This window comes from Stomatobaculum sp. (genome assembly GCF_057248925.1).
This window is the reverse complement of the sequence record NZ_DBHIHF010000003.1, coordinates 1-17,810: the sequence shown is the minus strand read 5'-3', so window position 1 is coordinate 17,810 and position 17,810 is coordinate 1. Positions and strand designations below refer to the sequence as shown.

Genomic DNA, 17,810 nt, shown 5'->3' with positions numbered 1-17,810 from the left:
TATGGAACAGATGGAACGCTATAAGCGCCTCATTAAGTTCGGCGCGGCGGCGGTGATACTCTTTGTCGAGATCGGGCTCTATTACCTGCTCTGGACACACTACTATAACCGCGTGATTACCATGCCGTTCTGGCGCCGGGGCAACTGGTTCATGACCGGTCTCTACGGCACCCTGCTCTTTGTCTTTCACAATCTCTACGGCGGCCTGAAAATCGGCTTTTTCCGGAAGAATAACATCATCTACTCGCAGTTTCTCGCCATTCTCGCGACGAATGTTTTCGGCTACCTCCTGCTCGCGCTCGTGGAGCGCCACTGGTATGTGCCGTTGCCGTTTCTTTTGCTGACCGCAGCGGATATGATGCTTGTCTTTTTCTGGGCGAGCATTTTCCAGTGGACATATAACCTGCTCTTCCCGCCGCGGCAGCTCCTGCTGATTTACGGCAAGCGCTCGGTCGCCCATGTGCTCGAGAAGATGAACTCGCGGGACGACAAGTATGTGCTGACCGCCGCAATCCGGATTGACGAGGGCATAGAGCGCATCATGGAAGAAGTACCGAAGTATGGCGGTGTGATCATAGGCGACCTCGGAAGCCACGATCGGAACCTGATTTTCAAGCGCTGCTATGAGATGGATAAGCGCGTCTACATGATTCCGAAAATCAGCGATGTGCTGATCCGGAGTTCGGACGAGTTAAAGCTCTTTGACACCGTGCTCTTACTCTCCCGGAACGACGGCCTGCAGGTCGATCAGCTCTTCTGTAAGCGCGTGCTCGACATTCTGAGTGCGGGCGCGCTGCTTATTCTGAGCCTGCCGCTCTTCTTGCTCTTTGCGATTGCGGTTCGTTTAGAGGACAGAGGCCCGGTTTTTTATAAGCAGTGCCGTCTGACCAAGGATGGCAAGACCTTCGACATTCTGAAATTCCGCACGATGCGGGTCAATGCCGAGGCCGACGGCGTGGCGCGCCTCGCGGCGCAGGCCGACGACCGGATTACGAGGGTCGGCAAAGTGCTCCGCGCGACCCGGCTCGACGAGCTCCCGCAGGTGCTGAATATCCTAAAGGGCGATATGAGCATGGTCGGACCGCGTCCCGAGCGGCCGGAAATCGCAGCTGAGTACAAGAAAGAAATTCCGGAATTCGACTATCGTCTCAAAGTCAAGGCTGGTCTCACGGGCTATGCGCAGATTTACGGCGTTTACAATACGACGCCCTATGACAAGTTAAAGCTCGATCTGATTTATATTCGCAACTATTCGATTTTTCTCGATTTAAAGCTCATTTTCATGACGCCGAAGATACTCTTTATGAAAGAGAAGACCGAGGGCGTTGCGGAAGGGCAGCTGACGGCGGTGCAGCAGAAGGGGGATTTGAGCGGCGAGCTCAAGTTCTGACTGAGGTGTGCACTGCCGAAAGAGGAGGGAAAGAAATGAGCGGGAGCAAAAAGGCGCTGCTGGTCACAACCGTGAGTGGCTTCGTGCCGCAGTTTGAGATGAACAACGTGCGCCTCCTGCAGGAGAGAGGCTATGAAGTGCACTATGCCTCCAATTTTGACATGCCCTCCTACGGGGACAATAACGACAGGTTAAAGGGCACCGGCATACGCTGTCACCAGATTGCGTTTGCCAGGGAACCTTGGAATGTACAGAATATGAGCGCTGTGCGGGAACTCACGGCGCTCATTCGCCGTGAAGGGGTTTCGCTCCTCCACTGTCACACACCGATGGGGGCCGTCTGCGCGCGGGTCGCGGCAGCGCGCACCGGACTTCGAAACGTGATTTATACGGCGCACGGGTTTCACTTTTTTGACGGCGCGCCGAAGAAAAACTGGCTCATCTACTATCCGGTGGAAAAAGTTTTGTCACGCTATACGGACAGCCTTCTCTTAATTAACCGCGAGGATTATGTGCGCGCGAAAAAAAAGTTCTCCGCGCGGCACACCGACCTCCTGCCGGGGGTCGGCATCGACATCGAGGCGGTACAGCGCGGCAGTGCGGAGAATGCCGGACTTCGGGAGGAACTCGGCATCCTGCCCGGGCAGCGGGTGTTGCTGACAGCCGGGGAGATGATACCGCGAAAAAACCAGACACTGCTTCTCGAAGTCTTGCGGCGCCTGCAAAATCCGGCGCTCACGCTGATTATTCTCGGACACGGGAAACTGCAGGGAGAATTAAAGGCAAAGGCGCGGGCACTCGGCATTGAACGGCAGGTCATCTTTCCCGGCTACCGGACGGATGTGTTCCGTTTTTACGGCATTGCGGACCTGTTTTTATTTCCCTCGCTGCAGGAAGGATTGCCGGTCGCGGTCATGGAAGCAATGGCTGCCGGATTGCCGGTCGTCGCTTCGGCGGTGCGCGGCAACCGGGACTTGATTCTGCCGGGTGATGGCGGGGAACTCTTATCGCCGCACCGTGCGACGGACTGGGAAAAAGTTGTAAGTGTTTTGCTCGAGGATTGTAAAAAACGGGAGGCCTACGGGCTGTATAATAGACAGCGAATCGGCGCGTTTTCCCGTGAGGCAAACGAAACCAAAATGAGGGAAATATATGCGCGCTACGATGAAGCGTAGAGCTCTGGTTTTTTTGAAAAATGAGGAGGACGGCTCCTCGTATTATCGCCTGTACCAGTATTTACAGGGGAAATCCTGCCGCATGGTCAATATGACGCCGACCTGGGTTTACCGCCTCTTTTACGGCAGGCGTTACGGCAAGGCCGCGAAGCTTGCGTTAAAGCTCTTTATGGGAGGTATTACGTTCGGCACGACGCTATGCATAATGGCGCTCGATGCCCTTGTTTGGAAATCGGAAGCTGTGATAGTAAACAGGCGCTTTTTTCCGCGCGCCTGTCCGCCCCTTCTCGCTGTCATCTTGAAGCGGTATCTCCGCAGGAAAAAAGTCTACTGGGACTTTGACGACAACATTTCGCTGGACGGCGAACTCTCTCGGGCCGAGAAGGCCGTGCTTGAAGAAGCGGCGTGCAGCATCACCGTGACCGGCGCCTACCTCAGGGAAACAGTAAGCGAAACCGCAAGAGAGAAGGTAAAGCTGCTCCCGACCACGGACCTCGCCTTTTGGGGCGAGGAGACAGAAGAGCTTCTTGCGGGCAAGGGGAGAGACAGTGCTGCGATGAAACTCCTCTGGATCGGCACCCGCGATAACCTGAAGTATCTCGAAGCGCTCATTCCGGCACTGGAGCAGGCTGCCGAAACGATTGCGCGGGATACAGGAAGGCGCTTGGAACTATCGGTGGTCTCAAATGCGCCGCTCAGCGCAGCGGTGAGGCAGCTGAAACTGCGAAACATACGCTGGAGCCGCGAGCGCGGCGTCGAAGCTCTCCGCGAGGCGGAGATTGGGCTCATGCCGCTCACGGAGAGCGCCTATACGCTCGGCAAGGGCGGCTTTAAGGCCATTCAATATATGTCGGCCGGAGTTGTTCCGATTCTCTCTCCGGTGGGCTATAATAAAACCGTGATAGAAGATGGCGTGAGCGGTTATTTTGCCGCGGAGAGCGGCGCGTTTGCCGCGCGGATTGCGGAACTCGCGGCAAATCCCGCGCGGCTTAAAAGCATGGCGCGCGCGGCAAGAAAACGCTTTGATACCTGCTTTTCCCCGGAAGAAACACAGGCATTCTGGAATCAGGCAATTGGAGAGAGTGAATGAACAGACTTCGCGTTTTTTTTGAAAAAGATAAAAAGATGATAGGGAAGCTCGTCAAGAACGACTTTAAGGCGCGGTACAGCGGTTCCTACCTCGGCGTGGTCTGGGGCATTGTGCAGCCGCTCATCACGGTACTCATTTACTGGTTTGTCTTTACCGTAGGTTTACGGAACGGTGAGCGCCCGGACGGCACCCCTTATATCATCTGGATGATATCCGGCATTGTCGCCTGGTTTTTCTTCTCGGATGCGCTCGGCGCGGGCACCAATGCCTTTCTCGAATACTCCTATCTCGTGAAGAAGCTGAACTTTAACGTGGGGCTTATTCCGCTTGTGAAGGTCGGAACCTCGCTCATCATTCACGGTATCTTTCTCGGCATTGTGACCGTCATCCTGAACTTTTCGGGCTACACGGCGGACTGGTACTATCTGCAGCTCGCCTATTATATTTTCTGTAACTTCATGCTGGTCTTTGCCGTGGTGCTCTTTACATCCTCGGTCACGGTCTACATGCGGGATGCGAGCCAGCTGGTCGGCATTTTTATCCAGATTGGTTTCTGGGCCATTCCGATTGTCTGGGGGCCGGAGGTGCTGAGCGGAAAGCTGCGCCTTGTTTTTCAGTTAAATCCGGTCTACTACCTGGTCGAGGGTTACCGCGACTCGCTCTATGCGCATGTGCCGGTCTGGGACAAACCCCTCTATACGCTCTACTTCTGGGCGCTCACGGGGGCGCTCTTCGCACTCGGGATGTACACCTTCCGGAAACTGAAACCGTACTTTGCAGACGTGCTCTGAGGATAAACGATGAATCAAAACGAAAATGCCATTGAAGTGAGAGGCGTGAGCAAGTTCTATAATCTTTACGAGAGACCGCAGGACCGGGTCAAGGAACTGTTCTCGCTCACCAAAAAGAAATATCACACGCTCTACAAGGCCCTGGATCAGATCTCCTTTACGGTGAAAAAGGGCGAGACCCTCGGCATCATCGGCCGGAACGGCGCGGGTAAGTCGACGCTCTTAAAGCTCATTACCGGCGTCATCACGCCGAGCGAGGGCATCATTGAGACACACGGCGAGATTTCCGCCCTGCTCGAGCTCGGCACCGGTTTTAACCCGGAGTACACGGGCTATGAAAACATCTTCCTGAACGGCTCCATGCGCGGCTTCTCTGACGAGGAGATGCAGGAGAAGGTCAAGGAAATCGTGGACTTCGCGGACATCGGCGAGTACATGGGGCAGCCGGTCAAGACCTATTCGAGCGGTATGTTTGCCCGCCTCGCCTTCGCGGTTATGATCAGTTTCAAACCGGAAATTCTGATTGTCGACGAGGCACTCTCGGTCGGCGACATCTTCTTCCAGCAGAAGTGCAATACCTTTATGAAGGAGGAGATGAAGGGCGTCACCAAACTCCTCGTGACCCACGACATGAACAGCATCGCGAATATGGCGGACCGCGTGATTTTAATCGATCGCGGAAAAATAATTCGCGAGGGCAAGCCGCTTGAGGTCATCGAGGACTATTTAAAGCTGCTCCACACGAGCGTATTTCAGAGCGAGGAGGCGGCCGCAAAGGACGAGGATGCGCGCCTCAAGACAGCGGAGCGGAGCGAAGCCGCGGAGCAAAAAGCCGTTGCCGCCGAGGCGGCCGAGCGGGAAAAGGAAAAGGCGGAAATCGGCTGGGTCGACTCGCCGAAGGAGAGCATAGGCGGCGCGCAGGATATTTTAATTGATCGCTGCCGCATGCTGATTAACGGGGAAGCGGTCGATGTCGTAAAGCCCGGCGATGCGGTGCGAATCGAGCTTTTACTGCACTCGAAAAAAGATGCAGACAATATCATAATCGGCTATACTTTTAAGGATAAGTACGGAAACAGTATTTTTGCGCAGAGCACCCTCGGCGAGGGCATTATGATTGAGGGTGTGAAGCAGGGAGAGGTGAGAAAAGCCTCTCTTTCCTTCCACTGGCCGGAGGTCAAGGAGGGCGATTACTTCCTGACCCTCGGACTCGGCGAAGGCTATGACCAGATGGTGCACACCGTGCAGTGCTGGGTGCACAGCGTCCTGCATGTGCAGGCAATCGCGTTAAAGCCCATGCACGGCGTCATCAACCATGTGATTGAAGAGTTTAAAATCGAGAGGATAGAGCATGAATCATGACGAACCCTGGGTCGTCTCCGACCCGAGCTATGACGCAGATCAATTAAACCCGAAGCTTAAATTTGCCTATTGGGAAGGGCACCGGGATTTTGCCTACGACTTACTGCACTTTGTGCGCCCGGCGCGCCTTGTGGAGCTCGGCAGCCAGTACGGCTGCTCGCTCTTTACCTTCTGTCAGGCCGTGCGAGATTTTAAGCTGAATACCGAGATCAATGCGGTCGATATGTGGAGCGGCGACATCGGCGCCGAGATGAGCGGCGAGGAAGTCTATGCGCTCGTGCAGAAGACCGCCGCAACCTATTATCCGGAGGTGAATCTGCATCTCTTCCAGATGCGCTTTGATCAGGCACTGCCGGAGTTTGCAGACGAGTCGATTGACATCCTCCACATTGACGGCGGACACACCTTTGAGGACGTGGAGCGCGACTTCACGACCTGGCTTCCCAAGTTAAAGGAGAACGGTATCGTCCTCTTCCACGATGTGTACAGCCCGATCGATCAGGGGTCCTGTGACCACTGGGAGAAGACCAGGAAGGAGTACGACTGCTACTTCGACTTTACGCACAGCTGCGGTCTCGGCGTGCTGTTCCCGAAGGGACGCTACTGGTACGACAAGCTCGAGGCAGCGGGCTTTTTCAAGTACTATAAGGACCTCTACTTCTACCGCTCCAAGTACAAGTACACGCAGGCACGCTTTGACGAGTTGAAGGGTCTTTACGAGGAGCGCTACCTCGCAATTGAGCGGCAGTCGAAGATGATAGACGAGCGGGATGCGCGGATTGCGGCGGATGAGAAACTGGTCGCGGAGAAGGATGCCGCGATTGCAAGCCAATCTAAGATGATAGATGAGCGTGACGAGCGGATTGCGGCGGATGAAAGATTGGTCGCGGAGAAGGATGCTGCGATTGCCAATCAGGCCAAGATGATAGATGAGCGGGATGCACGGATTGCGGCGGATGAAAAACTAGTCGCGGAAAAGGATACAGCGATTGTCAATCAGGCCAAGATGATAGACGAGCGGGATGCGCGAATTGCGGCGGACGAGAAATTAGTTGCCGAAAAGGATGCGGCCATCGAATCGCAGGCAAAGATGATTGACGAGCGCGACCGCAACCTTGCGGAGGCACATAAAATCGCGGAGGAGAGACTCGGCATCGTGCAACAGCAGGGCAATATGATTCTCACGCTGCAACAGCAGAACGCGGAGTATGAGGCAATTATCAAGCGACACTGGATGTCGCGTCGTGAGTTTCGAAAGAGGTACGGGGAGGAAAAATGAGAGCTGCGTGGGTACTGCCGTCGCTGATCGAGGGCTCCGGAGGGCACAGAACCATACTCCAGAACGTGCAATACTTGATTCGCAAGGGCTATGAATGCGATGTCTATGTGGAAGACAAGGGAGAAGTCAAGAATTCCGAGGAGCTTCGCCGCCAGGCGGAGACCCTCTTCGGCAAGCACGACTGCCGCTTTATTCTGGGCTACGACATTCAGGGAGAGTACGACATCATCTTCGCAACTGCCTGGTTTACAGCCAAGGTGGTGCGGGACTGCAATAGCAAGGCGGTAAAAGCCTACTTCATTCAGGACTTTGAGGCGCTCTTTAACCCCATGGGTGACGGCTACATTCTCGCCTGCAATTCCTACGGCTACGGCTTAAAGCCGGTCACCATAGGCCGTTGGCTCTCGCATAAGATGCAGACGGAGTACCACACGCCTTCCCGCTATTTCGATTTCTGCGCCGACCGGCGCATTTACCGCCCGTTGCCGGACGCAAAGAAGGAATACGCCATCTGCTTTGTCTACCAGCCGGACAAGCCGCGCCGCTGCAGCGTACTGGGCATTGAGGCACTCGGCATTGTGAAGTTCCTGCGCCCGGATGTGAAAATCTATCTCTACGGCTCGAACATCAAGGGGAATGTCTGGTTTGAACACGAGAACCTCGGCATCATCCCGCTCGAAACGTGCAATGCGCTCTACAACAAGTGCGAGGTGGGACTCTGCATCAGCTCTTCAAACCCCTCGCGCATCCCGTTTGAGATGATGGCGGCCGGGTTGCCGGTCGTGGATCTCTACATGGAAAATAACTTTTACGATATGCCGAACGAGGGCGTGCGTCTTGCACACACCACGCCGGAGTCGATTGCCCAGGCGTTAATCGAAATTCTGGACCACCCGGAAAAAGCGGCCGAAATGTCCGAGGCGGGCAAGCGCTATATGGCGGATAAGGATTTAGAGCACGGCTTTGAGCAGTTCTACGCGGCGGTCAGTGACATCGCAGAGCGCCGGGAACCGGCAGAGCCCGCAGTCTACGACAGAAGTTACACGCGCCCGGCTGTCTCGGCGGATGTGGTCATGGACGAAAAACTCGCGGAGCAGAGCTATGCGCCGCCGGTCATCGTGGACAATTCGCTCTTCGGGCGCCTCAAACGAATCGGTTTTATCCGGAAGAGCAAGCTGCTCCGCAAGCTCTGGTATAAGCTCCGCGGACTGTAAGGCCAAAGAAAGGAGATGTGCGCGCGTGCCGTCTTATCAACTCTTATCACTGGATATCTGGGACACCATACTGCGACGCGACTGCCACCCGGATGCAATCAAAGTAGAAACCGCTGCCGTGCTGCTCGAGCAACACGGCGGAGAGCTGCAGGAAGCCTACCGAACCCCACGGGCGCTGTTTCGCTTGCGGCAGGACGTGGAACGGCAGCTCGGCGCCGCGAAAAAGACGCAGGGCTTTGATGACGAATATACGATACAGGATGTGTTCCGGGAGCTATTAGCGCGCGCATACCGGGATCCGCTTCCGGAAGCGGCGGCAGAAGAACTCGCAACGCGCCTTGTGCGGGAAGAACTCGCAGCTGAGAAGCGACATGTCTACCTGGATCCCGGCATAGAGGCGAAGATTGACAGCATCCCGCACGAGAGGCTGGTCTGCATCTCGGATTTCTACGCGGATGAGGCGTTCCTCCGTGAGTTACTCACGGCGGCGGGCTTTTCAAAGCCCTTGGAGCGCGTGCTGGTCTCCTGCGACTTCGGCGTTAACAAGCGCTCGGGGCGCCTCTTTGAGGAAGCGGAGAAGTTACTCGGCGTCACACCGGCGGAGCACATGCATCTCGGAGACAATGCCTACAGCGATGTGGAAGTCCCGAAGCGGCTCGGCATTGCGGCTGAGCGCTATCTGCCTGCGGAGGAGCATAAAAAAAGAGAGGAGCGGGAGCGGAACTTTGTCGGCGACAGTAAAAAGCCGTTACAGTATCCGGGCGCGCCGCTTACCGGCACCGACGATGTGAGCCTCTTTTTCTATGGCTTTGTGCAGAACCTTGCGGAAGAAGCAATGGCAAGGGGCATCGAAAAGATATACTTCTTTACGCGCGAGGGCGAGTTCTACAAGGAGATTTACGACGCGATGGCGGCGGTCTCGAAGCGCGCTTACCCGAAGTCTTATCTCCTCGAGGTGAGTCGCCTTGCGACCTTCATGCCCTCGCTCCGCGAAATCAGCACAAAGGAACTCATGCGCCTCTGGAACCAGTATTCGATTCAGTCCATGCAGGCACTCTTCACCTCGCTCGGTGTGGAACTCGAAGCCGTGCGCGGTTATCTCGTGCGACATGAACTTCCGCCGGAAGAAGTGATCACCTACCCCTGGCAGGACAAGCGCGTGCAGGCGCTCTTTGCCGACGAAGAGTTCCTCGACTGCATGGAAGCGGAGCGGGACGAAAAACGTGCCCTCTTACGTTCCTACTGCGAGGAGCGGGCGCTCAGCGGTGCGAAAGAGGAAATTGCGATTGTGGACATCGGCTGGAGGGGCACCATTCAGGATAATCTCTGCCACCTGTTCCCGGAGACCGAGATGCTGGGCTTCTACATCGGTTTAATTCCCTTCCTGAACGAGCAGCCGGCGAATGCCGAGAAGCGCGGCTACATTGACGCGTTCCGCTCGGCGCGGGCTCTCATGACGGTCTCCACGCCGTTTGAGATGATATGCAACTCGCCGAACGGCAGTACCGTCGGCTATCGCCGGGAGGACGGCAAGACCTTTGCAATCCGGAACTGTGAGCAGGAGGAGGATGCGATTTTCTTCTCTTACACGAAAGAACTGCAGAAGCACATCATCGAAACCTGTGCGGCGCTGTGCATTTACTGTGAGAACCAGCTCGTGACCGAGTTTGAGCTCCGCCCGCTCGCCTGGGAGTCCTTAAAACGTTTTATTTATGAGCCGAAGCGGGAGACCGTGAAAGCCTACTTTGCGCTTCGCCATAACGAGGAGTTCGGCGTCGGCAGCTATGTGGACCGGCGGACGCGTTTTCGCCCGCTCTTAATGGCACTCGCGCTGGTCAGTAAACAGAAGCGGAAAGAGTTTAAGGACTTTCTCCGCGACACGACCTGGCCGCAGGGCTATCTCACCAAGTACCGGCTGTATCCGCTGATCGGTATGTACAACCGCATTCTGGAACAATATTACTGAGGGAGAGCAATGAAGAAAAAAATAGCGATGGCGTTCTTGCTGGCGACGCTCGCGGCGACGCCGGTCTACGCAGCGGAAGTACAGGATTTCGGCACGGCGGGCAATGTAAGCGTGCAGCAGCAGCCGAATGACAACGGCGGAAGCGATGACTGGATCGTCGTGAGCCCGGGCGAGAGCGGAAGAGGCGTCAAGGTTGTCGATGAGAACGGCAAGGCTGTGGTCTCCGTGGACCGCTACGGCGGTGTCTATGTGGACGGCAAGCTCTATGTGAACGGCAAAGAGTATAAGGAAGACGGCAGCATGAAGGCGGCATTCACGCCGATTAACGGTTTTTTGTATGCGGCGGTGTTACTCTCCCTGCTTCTCAATGTCCTGCAATTTGCAAGACGAAAATAAGAGCGGTACAGCACTTGCTCTAAGGGGTGCTGTGGCAAAGAATTAAGCCTGACTGAAAGGTTTGATCAGTGTGAATGTCGGTGAAAGAGAGACAATGAGATGAAAAAAGTTCTGGTGACAGGTGCAGACGGTTTTATCGGGAGAAATTTAATCAGAGGCTTGCTTAAGCAGGGGGTAGAGGTCTATGCAATTGTCTATCCCGGTCACAACATCTACCGCGGAGAAGAGGATCCCAAGCTGCATGTCTACAGTCTTGACCTCAACCAGATTTTAAATCACATTGCGGATTTTCCGGTGGATATCGATGTGATGTATCACTTTGCCTGGAACGGCGTGAAGCCGGAAGTCCGGAATGAGCTGGACATTCAAATCGGAAATGTGAACATGTCTCTGGATTGCATGAAGCTCGCAATCGCAATCGGCATACGGAAGATTATCTTCCCGGGCTCCACGAATGAGTATCTTTACTACGGGAAGCCGCTCAACAAGGATGCCGTGCCCTCGCCGAACAATGCCTACGGTGCCGCCAAGATAGCCCTTCGCTATCTCTGCAGCGACTTTGCGTCGAGAAACGACATTGACTTTATCTACACGATTATTGCCGGTATTTATGCGGCGGATCGCCGGGATAACAATGTTATTTTCTACACCATCGATAAGCTTTTACATCGCGAGAAGCCCTCACTCACCAAGCTTGAGCAGCTCTGGGATTATGTCTATATCGACGATGTGGTCTCCGCGCTGATTGCGGTCGGCGAGAGGGGAAAGGACGGCGCGGTCTATGCAATCGGCCACGGAGACAACTGGCCGCTCCGAAATTATATTCGCATCATCCACCAGAAGATTGATCCGTCTTTGCCGCTCGGCATAGGCGAGATTCCGTACAACAGCGACAGGTTGCCCTGCTCCTGCATTGACTTGACGGATATCAAGCGGGATACAGGCTTTGAACCGAAGATAGACTTTGAAACAGGAATCAGCAGAGTGATAGACCGCGTGCGCGGGGATATGGGGAGAGACTGATGAAATACTATATTGTGGGCAGCGGCATTGTAGGCGCTGTGTTGGCGGCAGAGCTCGCCAAAAAAGGAAATACGGTGCAGGTACTGGAGCGCCGCGCGCATGCGGGCGGAAATGTCTATGACTATGACGATGAATACGGTATTCATGTGCATCACTACGGACCGCACATCTTCCACACCAATGACGATGAGGTCTATCGCTATGTGAGCGACAACTGCGAGCTCAAGGACTTTAACCTGGTCTGCGGATCGGTGATGGACGGCAAGTGCGTTCCGACCTCCTTTGACTTTAGCTCCGTGGATACCTTCTTCCCGGAGGAAGCAGAGGAGATTAAGGCGCATATCAAGGCAGAGTTCGGCGACCGTGCTTCGGCGACGGTCTTAGAAATGCTGGAAAGTCAGGATAGCTACGTGAGACGCTTTGCGGACTTCCTTTACGAGAAGGACTATAAGCCCTACACCGCAAAGCAGTGGGGCATAGATCCCGAGAAGGTGGATCGCCAGATTTTTAAGCGTGTGCCCATTCTCTTCTCCTACGGCAGCAAGTATTTCAGCGACAAGTATCAGGCAATGCCGGTCAAGGGTTACATGGAGTTCATCGAAAATCTCTTGAAGACCCCGGGCATTGAACTTCGCCTGAATGAGGAGGCGCTGGATCGCTTCTCGATTCGGGACAATCAGGTCATGGACGGCGATAAGCCGCTGGACGGTGTCTTAATCTTTACCGGCGCTCTGGATGAACTTTTTGGATGCAAGCACGGCAAGTTACCCTACCGTTCGCTGCGTTTTGTGTGGAAGCACGAGGACATTGACAGCTTCCAGGATATGCCGGTGGTTGCTTACCCGCAGGCGGAGGGCTTTACGCGCATCACGGAGTACAAGAAGCTCCCGGTGCAGGAGGTCAGAGGAACCACCTATGCCGTGGAATATCCCTTGCCCTACAAGCAGGGCGAGGCGATGGAGCCCTACTATCCGGTGCTGACCGAAGAGAGTCAGGAGCTGTTTCAGAAGTATTACGAGGAGGCAAAGCAGGTCAAGGGACTTGCGTTTGCGGGACGCCTCGCGGAGTTTAAGTACTACAATATGGATCAGGCAATTCGCAGAGCGCTTGACTTGGCACGCGAACTGCAGTGAGGGGAGAGTATGAGAGACACGTTATATATTGTGATGCCGGCCTACAATGAAGAGGCAAATATCCGAGAGGTTGTGGCGGAATGGTATCCGATTCTGGAAAACGGGAGTGAGGATTCCAGAATGGTCATTTCGGACGGCGGTTCTAAGGATAAGACTTTGGAAGTGCTCTATGAATTGCAGAAGCAGTATGAGAAGCTGGTGGTGATTCCGAAGCCCGGAACAGATCACGGCACAAAGGTCATTTTATTATATCGCTATGCGATTGAGCACGGTGCGGATTGGATTTTCCAGACCGACTCGGACGGTCAGACGGTTCCGGCGGAATTTGCGGCCTTCTGGAAGTTGCGTGAAAAATATGATGTCATTATGGGCGACCGCAAGAAGCGCGGAGACGGTATGGGGCGCAAGGTCGTTGAGAACGTACTGCGCGTCTATCTGAAAATCTTCTTCGGTACCTTTGTGCCGGATGCCAATGCACCGTTCCGTCTCATGAAGAGTTCTGTGGTTGCCAAGTATCTGGATCTTATGCCGGCGGATTTCAATCTGCCGAACGCGATACTCGCAGCTTGCTTTTCAAAATACCACGAGAAAGTGTGCTACCGCACCGTGACCTTCCAGCCGCGTCAGGGCGGAAAGAATTACATGAATGTGCGGCGCATTTTCCAAATCGGAATGCAGTCGATTCGTAACTTTGCGGAGATTCGGAAGCGCATGAAATCCTTTGACAGTAAGCGCGCATAACAAGAGGAGGGAACCATGAAGGTCGTCATACTTGCGGGCGGATTTGGAACAAGAATTTCCGAGGAGAGCTATCTGAAGCCGAAGCCGATGATTGAGATCGGCGGACAGCCCATCCTCTGGCATATCATGAAGTACTACTCGAGCTTTGGCTACAAGGAATTCATTATTCTGGGCGGATACAAGCAGTACGTGATTAAGGAGTATTTTGCGGACTACTTCCTTCACAATTCGGATATCACCTTTGACCTCGCAACCAACGAGATGCAAGTGCATGACAAGAAGGGCGAGAATTGGAAAGTCACCATTCTGGATACCGGCCTCAACACCATGACCGGCGGCAGAGTCTTGCGCGCAAAGCAATATCTGGAGAACGAGCGCTTTTTGCTCACCTACGGAGACGGTGTGGCGGACGTGGATCTCAATGCACTTCTCGCCTTTCACGAGCAGCACGGCGGAATTGCTACCATGACGACTGTAAGCCTTGCGCAGCAGAAGGGTGTGCTTGAGAAAGATGAGAACGGGCAGATTCTCTCCTTCCGCGAGAAGAACGATGAGGATGCGGCCATCATCAACGGCGGCTTCATGGTTCTGGAACCGAAGGTCTTCGACTATCTGGAGGGCGATGCGACTGTGCTCGAGCAGGAGCCCATGCGGAAGCTCGCGGCGGAGGGACAGCTCTTCGGTTATGCGCACGATGGTTTCTGGCAGTGCATGGACACACAGAGAGAAAAAGAAAAACTCGAGACACTTTGGGACGAAGGCAAGGCTCCCTGGAAGCGGTGGTAAAGATGAACTATACAGAGGATATGAAGCGGTTTTACGCGGGAAAGCGCGTGTTTTTGACCGGTCACACCGGTTTTAAGGGAAGCTGGATTTCGGTTATGCTCCGCCTGCTCGGCGCGGAAGTCTATGGCTATGCGCTGCAGCCGGCGAGTGATCCGGATTTGTTCTCGCTCCTCGATTTACAGGATAAGATGCATTCGACAATCGCGGACATCCGTGACTTTGCCCGTCTCAAGGAGGCTGTTCGGGAGGCAAAGCCGGACTGCGTACTGCATCTCGCGGCGCAGCCTCTGGTCAGAGAGTCCTACCGCTATCCGCGTGAGACCTACGAGACCAACGTGATGGGCACCGTGAACCTCCTCGAGGTCGTGCGGGAACTCGGCGGTGTGGAGAGTTTCCTCAACGTGACAACCGATAAGGTCTATGAGAACCCGGAGCAGGCGAATCACGGTTTTACCGAGGATGAGAAGCTGGACGGCTACGATCCCTACTCGAATTCGAAGAGCTGCTCGGAGCTGGTGACCCACTCCTACCAAAAGTCCTTTTTCTCGGAGCCGGGTGCAATGCGCATTTCCACCGCGCGCGCGGGCAATGTGATTGGCGGCGGTGATTTCGCGAAGGACAGAATTATCCCGGACTGCGTGCGGGCAACGGTAAAGGGAGAGGCAGTGGAACTTCGGAATCCCTATTCGACCCGTCCCTACCAGCATGTGCTGGAGCCGCTCTACGCGTATCTCATGATTGTGATGCAGCAGGCGAAGGAAGCAAAGTATGCGGGCTATTACAATGTAGGACCGGATGACTGCGACTGCGTGAGCACCGGAGAACTCGCGGATCTCTTTGTGAAGCACTGGGGTGAGCCGGCATCTTGGAAGAATGTGGCCGAGGCCAATGCGCCGCACGAGGCGGGTTTCCTGAAGCTTGACTGCGCAAAGCTCAAAAAGAGCTTTGGCTGGGCACCTATTTGGCATGTAGATCAGGCGGTCGGTGAGACCGTTCATTGGTATCAGGCCTGGGCTGAGGGCAAGGATTTGAATGCGGTGACGGAAGAGCAGATTCGAAATTTTCTCTCCGTAAAGTAAAATTTAGAGAGATGGCGAAATGCCATCTCTCTTAGTCGTGAGGGGGCTTACAACGAAGAGCATGAAACAACAGACGAAACAAAAGAAGGCGGGCTTATGGCAGCGCCTCGCATTACTCTTACTCTTGGAACTGGTCTTTTTCTATCTGGTGCAGCTTATTGTGCCGAGTTGCAATGTGCTGGTGGAGAAGGTTGACAATCGGTATGTCGGATATGTGAATGATCGTGAAGGATATCGCAAGATTACTTTTTCGAATGAGGGAAAAGGGCGAGTGCACAGCGATTTATATCACATTGACGAAGCCGTAGAAATAGATATTCCGAAGGAAACGGCAAGTGCGACTGTACCGGTCACGGTTTTGAATTTGGAGAAACTGCATCCGTACACATATCAAGGGATGTATGATGTGGTCATCCATAATGCAATTCCGAAACAGGCAGGAATATTCTTAGCACTTAATATCTGTCTGGCGCTTGTCTTGCTGTTTGCAAAGAAAAAGAACTATACACTGGCACAGTTTGCGACCTGCTTTTATTACCGCAGCAAAAAACAAACACCTTGGACGAAGAAGCAATGGACTTTATTGGGGATTATTCTGCTGATCAGTTTTGTGGTGGCGCCCGGCGTTGATTTGCCGAGTATCACTCGAATGATGTCACAGTTTGCGTCAGGAGGGGACATCTACCAAATTCAGAATCTGCGTGAGATTGAAGTGCATTTTTTTGAGTTCAATTCTTATCCCTATAATCCGGTGATGCTTTTGCTATATGCAATTCCCAATTTGCTTAGCTTTGGGTTTGCGCCGATTTATTTGCAGACCGCTTCACTCTGGTTACCGGCTGTTATTCTTAAAGTTTGCAATGCTCTTATGATGCGGGAGATGGTTCTGTCTTTAGAAGGATATATGCTGGACTGCGGCATGTTAGAGACAGTCTCAAAGACAAAATTTTGGCAGGCCTTTTTAACACCGCTCGTGTTTTATGTTGCCATTGTTTACATCCAATTGGATGTTCTTCCGATGTACTTACTCGGTGAAGGACTATTGCAACTGTTGCGGGAAAACGGTTCCAAAAAGAATCAGGCAATCGGCTCCGTCCTTGCAGCACTGGGCTGTTTTTGCAAGATGCAGAACCTGATGATGGCTCCGGCTTGTTTGCTGGTTTACTTTGTTTTAATCTGGCAGAGAAGAGGAGAACTGGTCAATGCAGTACTTTTTTTGGAGACACTGGTGCTTGGAATTGCAAATGTTTATGTAATCAATCCCAGCATAGGAATCTTTTTATCGCAGAATAAACAGAGCGATAGGATCTGGTTCTCCGTTTTTCAATATGTGCAAGGGGTGTATTTGTATATCACTCTGTTTGCTCTGATATTGCTGTTTTCCCTGGCTGCACTGCACTTAAAATCGACTGTCAGCCGGAGCGAATTGTTATTCGGAGCACTGCTGTTAAATGCAGCGATAGTGCTTCTCTTCAGTGCGACGATACTTGCAACACCCTCCGTATATATTCTGACTTTTCCTGCCTTTGTTTATCTTTTGCTTCGCGAGGATGATGCATTGCGGCGTTTGCTTATCTGGGGATTCTCGGCATTGATTTTGGCGGATGTCGTTCTGATGAGAATCGGTGATATTACCTCGGCTGTCAGTTACTTCGGACATGTCGGTTTCTTTACGCAGTTAGAGCAAAGTATGGCAGGAACAGAAGAGGGAATTAAAATTACTTCTTCACTTATGACAATTGCGAAGACCGGTATGGTATTATATACGATTTTGTTTTACGGAGAATTAAAGGCCTTGTTTGGCAAAAAGGCTGAGGAGGCTATCCACTGAGAGGAGATTTTCATGCAATCGGAAACCATTCACGAGGATATTTTTGACCGCATAATGGGCTTACCGGGGTTGCGGATTTTGAAGCCCTGGTACAGCAAACACAAGGAGGTACTCCTTTACCTCTTCTTCGGCGGGCTGGCGGTTTTCCTTAACCTGAGCCTCTTTGTCTTCTTCACTAAGAAGCTAGGCTGGGGTGACTTGTTTGCGAATGTCGTCGACTGGGTGATTTGTGTCCTGTTTCAGTTTATCACCAATAAGACTTGGGTATTTGAGGCAGAGACAGATTCCGCGAAGGGCTTGCTTGCACAGCTTGCCGGATTTTTTGGTGGGAGGTTATTGACCTTACTTCTGGAGGAATTGATTCTGGGAATTTTCATCGTGAGTCTGCACTGGAACCGAATTGGGGTGAAACTCGCAGCGCAGATTTTTGTAATCGTTTCGAACTATATCATCAGTAAGTTCTATGTGTTCAAAAAGAACGACTGAGTAAAAATCGCTGTTTGATATGTACCCTCTTTACTGGACACGAAAGTGTCACAGTAAGGAGGGTTTTA

At 53.3% G+C, this 17,810-nt stretch carries 16 protein-coding genes; all 16 read left to right on the top strand.

All coding sequences use genetic code 11. The features are described 5' to 3' along the window. Position 1: 1 nt before the first annotated feature. On the top strand, positions 2-1,390 hold the full coding sequence (locus ACO4XG_RS01355; RefSeq protein WP_308508625.1) for an exopolysaccharide biosynthesis polyprenyl glycosylphosphotransferase: 1,389 nt from the start codon (positions 2-4) through the stop codon (positions 1,388-1,390). A 35-nt stretch (positions 1,391-1,425) separates the two neighbouring features. After that, the gene (locus ACO4XG_RS01350; protein WP_308508624.1) at positions 1,426-2,565 is read left to right on the top strand and encodes a glycosyltransferase family 4 protein; all 1,140 of its coding nucleotides are present in this window, start codon (positions 1,426-1,428) and stop codon (positions 2,563-2,565) included. Then, positions 2,543-3,655, top strand: coding sequence for a glycosyltransferase (locus ACO4XG_RS01345; protein ID WP_308508623.1), 1,113 nt, complete (start codon positions 2,543-2,545; stop codon positions 3,653-3,655). The genes ACO4XG_RS01350 and ACO4XG_RS01345 overlap by 23 nt, the downstream gene beginning before the upstream one ends. A 35-nt stretch (positions 3,656-3,690) precedes the next feature. Further along, positions 3,691-4,446 (top strand): ABC transporter permease, encoded by a 756-nt coding sequence (locus tag ACO4XG_RS01340; RefSeq protein WP_485129633.1) that lies wholly within the window; start codon positions 3,691-3,693, stop codon positions 4,444-4,446. Between the two features lie 9 nt (positions 4,447-4,455). Beyond that, complete coding sequence (locus tag ACO4XG_RS01335) at positions 4,456-5,808, top strand: ABC transporter ATP-binding protein (RefSeq protein WP_308508621.1); 1,353 nt, start codon at positions 4,456-4,458, stop codon at positions 5,806-5,808. Next, entirely contained in the window at positions 5,798-7,087 is a 1,290-nt protein-coding gene (locus tag ACO4XG_RS01330; RefSeq protein WP_308508620.1) for a class I SAM-dependent methyltransferase, read from the top strand. The genes ACO4XG_RS01335 and ACO4XG_RS01330 overlap by 11 nt, the downstream gene beginning before the upstream one ends. Beyond that, positions 7,084-8,301, top strand: coding sequence for a rhamnosyltransferase WsaF family glycosyltransferase (locus tag ACO4XG_RS01325; protein ID WP_308508619.1), 1,218 nt, complete (start codon positions 7,084-7,086; stop codon positions 8,299-8,301). The genes ACO4XG_RS01330 and ACO4XG_RS01325 overlap by 4 nt, the downstream gene beginning before the upstream one ends. A gap of 25 nt (positions 8,302-8,326) precedes the next feature. Then, the gene (locus ACO4XG_RS01320) at positions 8,327-10,267 is read left to right on the top strand and encodes a hypothetical protein (RefSeq protein WP_308508618.1); all 1,941 of its coding nucleotides are present in this window, start codon (positions 8,327-8,329) and stop codon (positions 10,265-10,267) included. 9 nt (positions 10,268-10,276) lie between these two features. Then, on the top strand, positions 10,277-10,663 hold the full coding sequence (locus ACO4XG_RS01315; protein WP_308508617.1) for a hypothetical protein: 387 nt from the start codon (positions 10,277-10,279) through the stop codon (positions 10,661-10,663). Positions 10,664-10,762: 99 nt separating this feature from the next. Further along, on the top strand, positions 10,763-11,686 hold the full coding sequence (locus ACO4XG_RS01310; protein ID WP_308508616.1) for an NAD-dependent epimerase/dehydratase family protein: 924 nt from the start codon (positions 10,763-10,765) through the stop codon (positions 11,684-11,686). Next, entirely contained in the window at positions 11,686-12,819 is a 1,134-nt protein-coding gene (glf, locus tag ACO4XG_RS01305) for a UDP-galactopyranose mutase (RefSeq protein WP_308508615.1), read from the top strand. The genes ACO4XG_RS01310 and glf overlap by 1 nt, the downstream gene beginning before the upstream one ends. 9 nt (positions 12,820-12,828) lie before the next feature. Next, on the top strand, positions 12,829-13,560 hold the full coding sequence (locus ACO4XG_RS01300) for a glycosyltransferase family 2 protein (RefSeq protein ID WP_308508614.1): 732 nt from the start codon (positions 12,829-12,831) through the stop codon (positions 13,558-13,560). A gap of 15 nt (positions 13,561-13,575) precedes the next feature. After that, entirely contained in the window at positions 13,576-14,346 is a 771-nt protein-coding gene (gene rfbF / locus ACO4XG_RS01295; RefSeq protein WP_308508613.1) for a glucose-1-phosphate cytidylyltransferase, read from the top strand. A 2-nt stretch (positions 14,347-14,348) separates the two neighbouring features. Beyond that, positions 14,349-15,425, top strand: coding sequence for a CDP-glucose 4,6-dehydratase (rfbG, locus tag ACO4XG_RS01290; protein ID WP_308508612.1), 1,077 nt, complete (start codon positions 14,349-14,351; stop codon positions 15,423-15,425). Between the two features lie 61 nt (positions 15,426-15,486). Further along, positions 15,487-17,256 carry a hypothetical protein gene (locus ACO4XG_RS01285; protein ID WP_308508611.1) on the top strand — a complete coding sequence of 590 codons (1,770 nt, stop codon included), beginning with the start codon at positions 15,487-15,489 and terminating at the stop codon, positions 17,254-17,256. Between the two features lie 12 nt (positions 17,257-17,268). Next, complete coding sequence (locus ACO4XG_RS01280) at positions 17,269-17,742, top strand: GtrA family protein (RefSeq protein ID WP_308508610.1); 474 nt, start codon at positions 17,269-17,271, stop codon at positions 17,740-17,742. The last annotated feature ends 68 nt before the right edge of the window (positions 17,743-17,810 follow it).